General features: G+C 46.1%; 1 pseudogene. It reads right to left on the reverse strand.

What is annotated here, in order from left to right:
• Window positions 1-267 (reverse strand): annotated as a pseudogene (locus ACLD9W_RS12650) (hypothetical protein); the annotation flags it as partial.

Below are 267 nucleotides of genomic sequence, written 5' to 3' on the forward strand. Positions count from 1 at the left end.
GTTTGCGGATTGCGCGTTAGATAGCGACCAACGGTTTTGACTTGATGGAAGTGGCAAAGTTGTACAGGGATATTGGGGAATAATTGCGGCAGTCCTTTACGACCATCGCAAACAATACTTTGTACTTCAATACCTTTGGCTTTCAGGCTGCTTATGGCTTCGGCGTACAAGGTATTGGTTTCGTATTTGACTTCGGTTACGGATAGAGCTTTGCCGCTGATGCTGTCTAATAGAACCATAACGCCGAAGCTGTGCCCGAAGTAAGTA

It is taken from the genome of Neisseria sp. WLZKY-1 (assembly GCF_046546535.1).
In the GTDB taxonomy this organism is placed as follows: domain Bacteria; phylum Pseudomonadota; class Gammaproteobacteria; order Burkholderiales; family Neisseriaceae; genus Neisseria.